The following is a 7,227-nucleotide window of genomic DNA, read 5'->3' as shown; positions in this document are numbered from 1 at the left end:
AGCGCCTCGATCTTCTCCACCGCCTTGTCGACGCACACGACCTCATGGCCGAAATCCGCAAAGCATGCCCCCGAAACAAGGCCAACATAACCCGAGCCAACCATTACTATTCGCATCTGATATCCCCATTGCAGTCGAGCAAAATACCTGCTCCGGTATTGAAGTGTTCCTAGCGTATCCAGCTTCTATTGTAACGTGTCATCCGGAGACGAGGCGTCGAATCTGGATTTCATCCCTCTGGCCACGGCATCCTGTTCGCGGACATATGTGACCTGGATATGAAAGGGCGTCAGTCGCCCCGGGCCGGGACGCAGCCGTCCAGGCCTTGCTTCGGGCGCATTCCCCATGCTACGAAGTCCGGATTGGCGAAATCGGTGAAGCCCGTCCGCCCGGTCTTGCCATAGCGAAGCGACCTGCCGTCGAGATCGAGGGTCGCTCCGCCGGCGGCGCGCAAGACGGCATCGCCAGCGGCGGTATCCCATTCCATGGTCCGCCCGAAGCGAGGATAAAGGTCCGCGAGACCTTCCGCCAATATGCAGAATTTCAGCGAGGAGCCGATCGTCCGGATATCGGAAGCGCCGGACTGCGTCAGGAAGGCCTGCGTCTCGGGAGAGCCGTGGGAACGGCTCGCAACGCAGACGGGCGGCGTTTCGACCGGCCGGGTGGAAATCGGATTGCGGCTGACGATGGCCAGATCGTCGTCGAGGACGAGCTTCTCAGCCTTTCCCTCGCCACCGAGATAGGCGATGTGCAGCGCCGGGGCGTACACCACTCCCAGCAGGGGCACTCCCTCTTCGATCAGGGCGATGTTGACCGTGAAATCCTTATGCTTGCTGACGAATTCCTTTGTGCCGTCGAGAGGGTCGACCAGGATGAAGGAGTGTCCCTCGATCGATGGCACACGGCCGGCAGCCACCGATTCTTCCGCCACGACCGGAATGTCGGGGCACGCCCTGGCGAGTTCGGCGAGAATGATCTTCTCGGCCTGTTCATCGGCTTCCGTCACCGGCGAGCGGTCGGCCTTGTAGCGGGTATTCGGTCCTGCCCTGTAGATTTCCAGAATGGCCCTGCCTGCGAGAAGCGCTGCTTTTTCGAATGTGGCGAGCATCGGCATCATCGCGTTTCCGAAGAGCCCGTGCCGGATCGGGAGAGGTGCTGTCGCGTCGCATAAAGTGCGATTGCGGCTGCATTCGAGACATTGAGCGACTTGATGGAGCCCGGCATGTCGAGCCTTGCGAGCGCCGTCACCGTCTCGCGCGTCTTCTGGCGCAGCCCCTTGCCCTCCGATCCGAGCACCAGCGCGATCCGGTCGCCGGCAAAGGTGCCCTCGAGCGGAGCGGGGCCTTCCGAATCGAGCCCGATCGTCTGGAAGCCGAGCCGGTGCAGTTCGCCGAGCGCATCGGCGAGATTGGTGATCTGTATATAAGGTATGAGTTCCAGCGCGCCGGAGGCGGACTTGGCAAGGACACCGGATTCTGTCGGGCTATGTCTCTGGGTGGTGATAATGGCGCCGGCGCTGAAAGCCACGGCCGAACGCATGATGGCGCCGACATTGTGCGGATCGGTCACCTGATCGAGAACGAGGAGCAGGGGGCTGTCCCTCAACGCCTCCAGACGGCGGATCGGCAATGGCCGGGTTTCCAGCATCACCCCTTGGTGGATGGCTTCCGGACCCAAAATCCTGTCGATATCCTGCGGTGAGACGAATTCGACCGGAAAGGGCAGGGCGGATGCCTCGCCGACATCGAGGCGGGCGAAGGCATTCTGCGTCACGGAAAGCTTGATCAGCTTGCGCTCGGGGTTGTCGAGCGCGGCCCGCACCGTGTGGAGGCCGTAGAGGAAGACCTGGTCCGGCTGAAGCTGCGGCGGTTTCCAGTCCTTGTTGGATTTCTGCCGTTTCTGTGGCGGCGTGGGGATTTCGCCGCGCTCGCGCCTGGCGTCGCGCACGGCTCGCCTCAGCGTCGCGTAATGGGTGTCGCGGCTGGATTTATCCTGTTTGTTATCCTTGCTCATGGCGCCTTATAGCGGGGCAGGCCCGTTCGGCAAAGACCTTGCGTCACTGTCCGCGCGTGACACGGCAGTTTTATTTTTTCGTCATTTTTCCAAAATCCTCGTGTTGACAGACGGGAACGGGGCAGTCATATACGCGGCGCAGATCGAGGGGCGGCAAGCTTCACGGTCTGACGAACTTGGTCTCACGATCCGGACGAAAACTGGAGAGATGCCCGAGTGGTTAAAGGGGACGGACTGTAAATCCGTTGGCTCAGCCTACGTTGGTTCAAATCCAACTCTCTCCACCATTCGTCTCTGATCGGACACCACACCGCGGGTATAGCTCAATGGTAGAGCAGCAGCCTTCCAAGCTGAATACGCGGGTTCGATTCCCGCTACCCGCTCCATCCTCCGCCTCTCTTCCAATAATATTGCTTTCCCGCGGCGCTTCGCGCATCGCAGGTCATGGCCGGCGCTTTCGCCCGTCCGGTTTCCCGAGGTTGTCATGGATGCGTTCGTCGCGAGGTGGCCGGCTCGCGGAATTGCGCCATCCCGGGCCTGTTTCGCGCGAATTTTCCGGGCTCCCCTTGTCCCGGCTCGCGTCGTAATTATGTCTTGCGCATTCTGGTGGAAAGCCTTAAACGGCGACACCAAACCCGCTCGCCGGGTCCACCTCTTATGTTCACAGGAAGCATTCAATGGCAAAGAGCAAGTTTGAGCGCAACAAGCCGCACGTCAACATTGGGACGATTGGTCACGTTGACCATGGGAAGACGTCGCTGACTGCGGCGATCACGAAGTACTTCGGCGAGTTCAAGGCTTATGACCAGATTGATGCGGCGCCTGAAGAGAAGGCGCGTGGCATCACGATTTCGACTGCGCACGTTGAATACGAGACGGCGAACCGTCACTATGCGCATGTCGACTGCCCCGGCCACGCCGACTATGTGAAGAACATGATCACCGGTGCTGCGCAGATGGACGGCGCGATCCTGGTCTGCTCGGCCGCCGACGGCCCGATGCCGCAGACGCGCGAGCATATCCTGCTGGCCCGCCAGGTCGGCGTTCCGGCGATCGTCGTGTTCCTGAACAAGGTCGACCAGGTCGACGACGCGGAGCTTCTGGAGCTGGTCGAGCTTGAGGTTCGCGAACTTCTGTCGTCCTACGACTTCCCGGGCGACGACATCCCGATCATCAAGGGTTCGGCGCTTGCCGCGCTTGAGGATTCGGACAAGAAGATCGGCGAGGACGCGATCCGCGAGCTGATGGCTGCGGTGGACGCTTACATCCCGACGCCCGAGCGTCCGATCGACCAGCCGTTCCTGATGCCGATCGAAGACGTGTTCTCGATCTCGGGCCGCGGTACGGTGGTGACGGGCCGCGTCGAGCGCGGGATCATCAAGGTCGGTGAGGAAGTCGAGATCGTCGGCATCCGTCCGACGACGAAGACGACCTGCACGGGCGTTGAAATGTTCCGCAAGCTTCTGGATCAGGGCCAGGCTGGCGACAACATCGGCGCGCTGCTGCGCGGTGTCGACCGCAACGGCGTGGAGCGTGGTCAGATCCTGTGCAAGCCGGGTTCTGTGAAGCCGCACAAGAAGTTCAAGGCGGAAGCCTACATCCTGACGAAGGAAGAGGGCGGCCGTCATACGCCGTTCTTCACGAACTACCGTCCGCAGTTCTACTTCCGCACGACGGACGTGACGGGGATCGTTACGCTTCCGGAAGGCACGGAAATGGTGATGCCGGGCGACAACGTGACGGTTGACGTCGAGCTGATCGTGCCGATCGCGATGGAAGAAAAGCTGCGCTTCGCGATCCGCGAAGGCGGCCGCACCGTCGGCGCCGGCATCGTCGCTTCCATCGTCGAGTAATTCGGCCTCGGCGCAGACCTGGTCTGCGCTGACTGCATGGAAATCTTTTAAGCAAGCGGCCCTTAGCCGCTTGCTTATGACATAAAAATGTAGCAAATGGCGCGCGAGCGCGATTTGCCCCTGCTTCGGCTTTCGGGGCAGCAATCAAGATATAAGGTGGGTCGCAAGGCCCGAAGACTGGAAAGGGATGCGGTCTTCCGTGTCCCCTTCGATCTTTGAAACCGGTGGTCCGCCTTAGGAAGAACGAACAACCCGTGCCTGTTGTTGGCGCGGAGGAAACAGAAAACAAGGATAACGTCGAATGAACGGCCAAAATATCCGCATTCGCCTGAAGGCGTTCGATCACCGGATTCTCGATGCTTCCACGCGCGAGATCGTGTCGACGGCGAAGCGCACCGGTGCTAGCGTCCGGGGCCCCGTTCCGCTTCCGACCCGCATCGAGAAGTTTACGGTTAACCGGTCCCCCCACATCGACAAGAAGAGCCGCGAGCAGTTCGAGATGCGCACGCATAAGCGCCTTCTCGATATCGTTGACCCGACGCCGCAGACGGTGGACGCGCTGATGAAGCTCGACCTCGCCGCCGGTGTTGATGTTGAGATCAAGCTCTGAGACTTCGGTTTCAGACTGAGTGAGAAGGATTGAACCGATGCGTTCGGGTGTAATTGCACAGAAGGTGGGAATGACCCGCGTCTACAACGACGCCGGCGAGCATATCCCGGTAACCGTATTGCGGCTGGAAAACTGCCAGGTCGTCGCGCACCGCACCGTTGAGAAGAACGGCTACACCGCTCTTCAGCTCGGTGCCGGCACGGCCAAGGTAAAGAACACGTCCAAGGCCGAGCGCGGCAATTTTGCCGTAGCCAATGTCGAGCCGAAGGCGAAGCTCGTCGAGTTTCGCGTTTCCGAAGACAACATGATCGATGTCGGCACCGAGCTGAAGGCGGATCATTTCACGGCCGGTCAGCTGGTGGACGTCACCGGCACCACGATCGGTAAGGGTTTTGCCGGCGCCATGAAGCGTCACAACTTCGGTGGTCTGCGCGCCACGCACGGTGTGTCCGTTTCGCACCGTTCGCATGGCTCGACTGGTAACAACCAGGACCCGGGCAAGGTCTGGAAGGGCAAGCGCATGGCTGGTCACATGGGCCAGACGCGCGTCACCACCCAGAACCTCGAAATCGTCTCCACCGACGAAAACCGTGGCCTGATCCTCGTCAAGGGCGCCGTACCGGGCTCCAAGGGCGCTTGGATCGTCGTTCGCGACGCCGTCAAGTCGGCCGCGAAGTAAGGGAGCCAGCTACAATGGAATTCAACGTCAAGACCCTCGAGGGAAAAGACGCCGGCAAGGTAGCCCTGTCGGACGAGATTTTCGGCCTCGATCCCCGTGAAGACATCCTCGCCCGCATGGTTCGTTGGCAGCTCGCCAAGAAGCAGCAGGGCACGCACAAGTCCAAGGGCCGCTCCGAGATTTCTCGTACTGGTTCGAAGATGTACAAGCAGAAGGGTACGGGCCGCGCTCGTCACCATTCCGCGCGCGCTCCGCAGTTCCGCGGCGGTGGCAAGGCTCACGGCCCGGTCGTCCGCAGCCACGAGCATGACCTTCCGAAGAAGGTTCGCGCTCTTGCGCTCCGTCACGCCCTGTCTGCCAAGCTGAAGGCTGAAGAACTGATCATCGTCGACAATCTGGTTGCCGCTGAGGCGAAGACCAAGGTTCTCGCCGGTTCGTTCGAAGCGCTCGGCCTCAACAACGCGCTCTTCATCGGCGGCGCCGAGCTGGACAACAACTTCAAGCTCGCAGCCCAGAACATCCCGAACGTGGACGTTCTGCCGGTTCAGGGCATCAATGTTTACGACATTCTGCGTCGCGGCAAGCTGGTGCTGTCGAAGGCCGCAGTTGAAGCTCTAGAGGAGCGTTTCAAGTGACCGATCTTCGCCACTATGATGTGATCGTATCTCCCTCGATCACCGAAAAGTCGACGCTGGTATCCGAACAGAACCAGGTTGTCTTCAACGTTGCCAAGACTGCTTCGAAGCCGGAAATCAAGGCTGCCGTAGAAGCGCTCTTCGGTGTGAAGGTCACTGCCGTCAATACGCTGGTCCGCAAGGGCAAGGTGAAGCGCTTCCGCGGCTTCATCGGCAAGCAGAAGGACGTCAAGAAGGCTGTCGTCACCCTGGCCGAAGGTCAGACGATCGACGTCTCCACCGGTCTCTGAGGTAAGATACAATGGCATTGAAAAGCTACAATCCGACGACCCCGAGCCAGCGTCAGCTGGTCATCGTCGACCGCTCGGGCCTCTGGAAAGGCAAGCCGGTCAAGACGCTGACGGAAGGTCTCTCCAAGAGCGGCGGGCGTAACAACTACGGCCGCATCACCGCCCGCTTCATCGGCGGCGGTCACAAGCGTACCTACCGCCTGATCGACTTCAAGCGTCGCAAGTTCGACGTCGAAGGCACGGTCGAGCGTCTGGAATACGACCCGAACCGCACGGCGTTCATCGCGCTGATCACCTATACGGACGGCGAACAGGCCTATATCCTCGCTCCGCAGCGCCTCGCTGCCGGCGACAAGGTCATCGCTTCCGACAAGGCTGTGGACGTCAAGCCGGGCAACACCATGCCCCTGCAGTACATCCCGGTCGGCTCGATCGTGCACAACGTCGAGATGAAGCCGGGCAAGGGTGGCCAGATCGCCCGTTCGGCTGGCACCTACGTGCAGCTCGTCGGTCGTGACTCCGGCATGGCGATCCTTCGTCTGAACTCCGGCGAACAGCGCCTCGTTCCGGGCTCGTGCCTCGCCACCGTCGGCGCCGTTTCCAACCCGGACCACGGCAACATCAACGACGGCAAGGCCGGTCGTACCGTATGGCGTGGCAAGCGTCCGCATAACCGCGGCGTTGTCATGAACCCGGTCGACCACCCGCACGGTGGTGGTGAAGGCCGCACGTCCGGTGGCCGTCATCCGGTCAGCCCCTGGGGCAAGCCGACCAAGGGCAAGCGCACCCGTTCGAACAAGTCCACTGACAAGTTCATCATGCGTTCGCGCCATCAGCGCAAGAAGTAAGAGAAGGAAAGTCGTTCAATGGCTCGTTCAGTTTGGAAAGGTCCGTTTGTTGACGGCTATCTTCTCAAGAAAGCTGAGAAGGTACGCGAAGGCGGACGCAGTGAAGTGATCAAGATGTGGAGCCGTCGCTCCACGATCCTGCCGCAGTTCGTCGGTCTGACGTTCGGCGTCTACAATGGCAGCAAGCACATTCCGGTCAGCGTCAACGAAGACATGGTCGGACACAAGTTCGGTGAATTCGCTCCCACCCGGACCTATTACGGTCACGGCGCGGACAAGAAGGCGAAGAGGAAGTAATC

At 60.7% G+C, this 7,227-nt stretch carries 10 protein-coding genes and 2 tRNA genes; 9 read left to right on the top strand and 3 right to left on the bottom strand.

Annotated elements, in window-relative coordinates:
• The 3 genes from ACFFP0_RS26140 to ACFFP0_RS26130 form a co-directional block, all read right to left on the bottom strand.
• A partial coding sequence (locus ACFFP0_RS26140; protein WP_377262408.1) for an NAD-binding protein occupies nucleotides 1-116 on the bottom strand: 116 nt, incomplete at its 3' end.
• A 173-nt stretch (nucleotides 117-289) separates the two neighbouring features.
• Complete coding sequence (cysQ, locus tag ACFFP0_RS26135; RefSeq protein ID WP_377265146.1) at nucleotides 290-1,108, bottom strand: 3'(2'),5'-bisphosphate nucleotidase CysQ; 819 nt, start codon at nucleotides 1,106-1,108, stop codon at nucleotides 290-292.
• 5 nt (nucleotides 1,109-1,113) lie between these two features.
• A complete protein-coding gene (locus tag ACFFP0_RS26130; RefSeq protein WP_377265137.1) occupies nucleotides 1,114-2,013 on the bottom strand; it encodes a TrmH family RNA methyltransferase in 900 nt (299 codons plus the stop codon).
• 202 nt (nucleotides 2,014-2,215) lie between these two features.
• Here ACFFP0_RS26130 and ACFFP0_RS26125 point away from each other — a divergent pair.
• The 9 genes from ACFFP0_RS26125 (at nucleotide 2,216) to rpsS (ending at nucleotide 7,225) form a co-directional block, all read left to right on the top strand.
• Nucleotides 2,216-2,300 (top strand) — tRNA-Tyr (locus ACFFP0_RS26125).
• Nucleotides 2,301-2,325: 25 nt separating this feature from the next.
• Nucleotides 2,326-2,399, top strand: a tRNA-Gly gene (locus ACFFP0_RS26120).
• Nucleotides 2,400-2,690: 291 nt separating this feature from the next.
• Nucleotides 2,691-3,866 (top strand): elongation factor Tu, encoded by a 1,176-nt coding sequence (gene tuf / locus ACFFP0_RS26115; RefSeq protein ID WP_377265136.1) that lies wholly within the window; start codon nucleotides 2,691-2,693, stop codon nucleotides 3,864-3,866.
• Nucleotides 3,867-4,167: 301 nt separating this feature from the next.
• Nucleotides 4,168-4,476, top strand: a complete 309-nt coding sequence (rpsJ, locus tag ACFFP0_RS26110; protein WP_003547547.1) for a 30S ribosomal protein S10 — start codon at nucleotides 4,168-4,170, stop codon at nucleotides 4,474-4,476.
• Nucleotides 4,477-4,513: 37 nt separating this feature from the next.
• A complete protein-coding gene (gene rplC, locus ACFFP0_RS26105) occupies nucleotides 4,514-5,155 on the top strand; it encodes a 50S ribosomal protein L3 (protein WP_377265135.1) in 642 nt (213 codons plus the stop codon).
• 14 nt (nucleotides 5,156-5,169) lie between these two features.
• Nucleotides 5,170-5,790, top strand: a complete 621-nt coding sequence (rplD, locus tag ACFFP0_RS26100) for a 50S ribosomal protein L4 (RefSeq protein WP_377265134.1) — start codon at nucleotides 5,170-5,172, stop codon at nucleotides 5,788-5,790.
• The gene (locus tag ACFFP0_RS26095; RefSeq protein WP_046792692.1) at nucleotides 5,787-6,080 is read left to right on the top strand and encodes a 50S ribosomal protein L23; all 294 of its coding nucleotides are present in this window, start codon (nucleotides 5,787-5,789) and stop codon (nucleotides 6,078-6,080) included. The genes rplD and ACFFP0_RS26095 overlap by 4 nt, the downstream gene beginning before the upstream one ends.
• An 11-nt stretch (nucleotides 6,081-6,091) precedes the next feature.
• Complete coding sequence (gene rplB, locus ACFFP0_RS26090) at nucleotides 6,092-6,928, top strand: 50S ribosomal protein L2 (RefSeq protein WP_377265133.1); 837 nt, start codon at nucleotides 6,092-6,094, stop codon at nucleotides 6,926-6,928.
• Nucleotides 6,929-6,946: 18 nt separating this feature from the next.
• Complete coding sequence (rpsS, locus tag ACFFP0_RS26085) at nucleotides 6,947-7,225, top strand: 30S ribosomal protein S19 (RefSeq protein ID WP_029620128.1); 279 nt, start codon at nucleotides 6,947-6,949, stop codon at nucleotides 7,223-7,225.
• The last annotated feature ends 2 nt before the right edge of the window (nucleotides 7,226-7,227 follow it).

It is taken from the genome of Neorhizobium puerariae, from assembly GCF_042429745.1.
In the GTDB taxonomy this organism is placed as follows: Bacteria; Pseudomonadota; Alphaproteobacteria; order Rhizobiales; family Rhizobiaceae; genus Neorhizobium; species Neorhizobium puerariae.
This window is presented reverse-complemented; position numbering and strand designations above follow the sequence as displayed.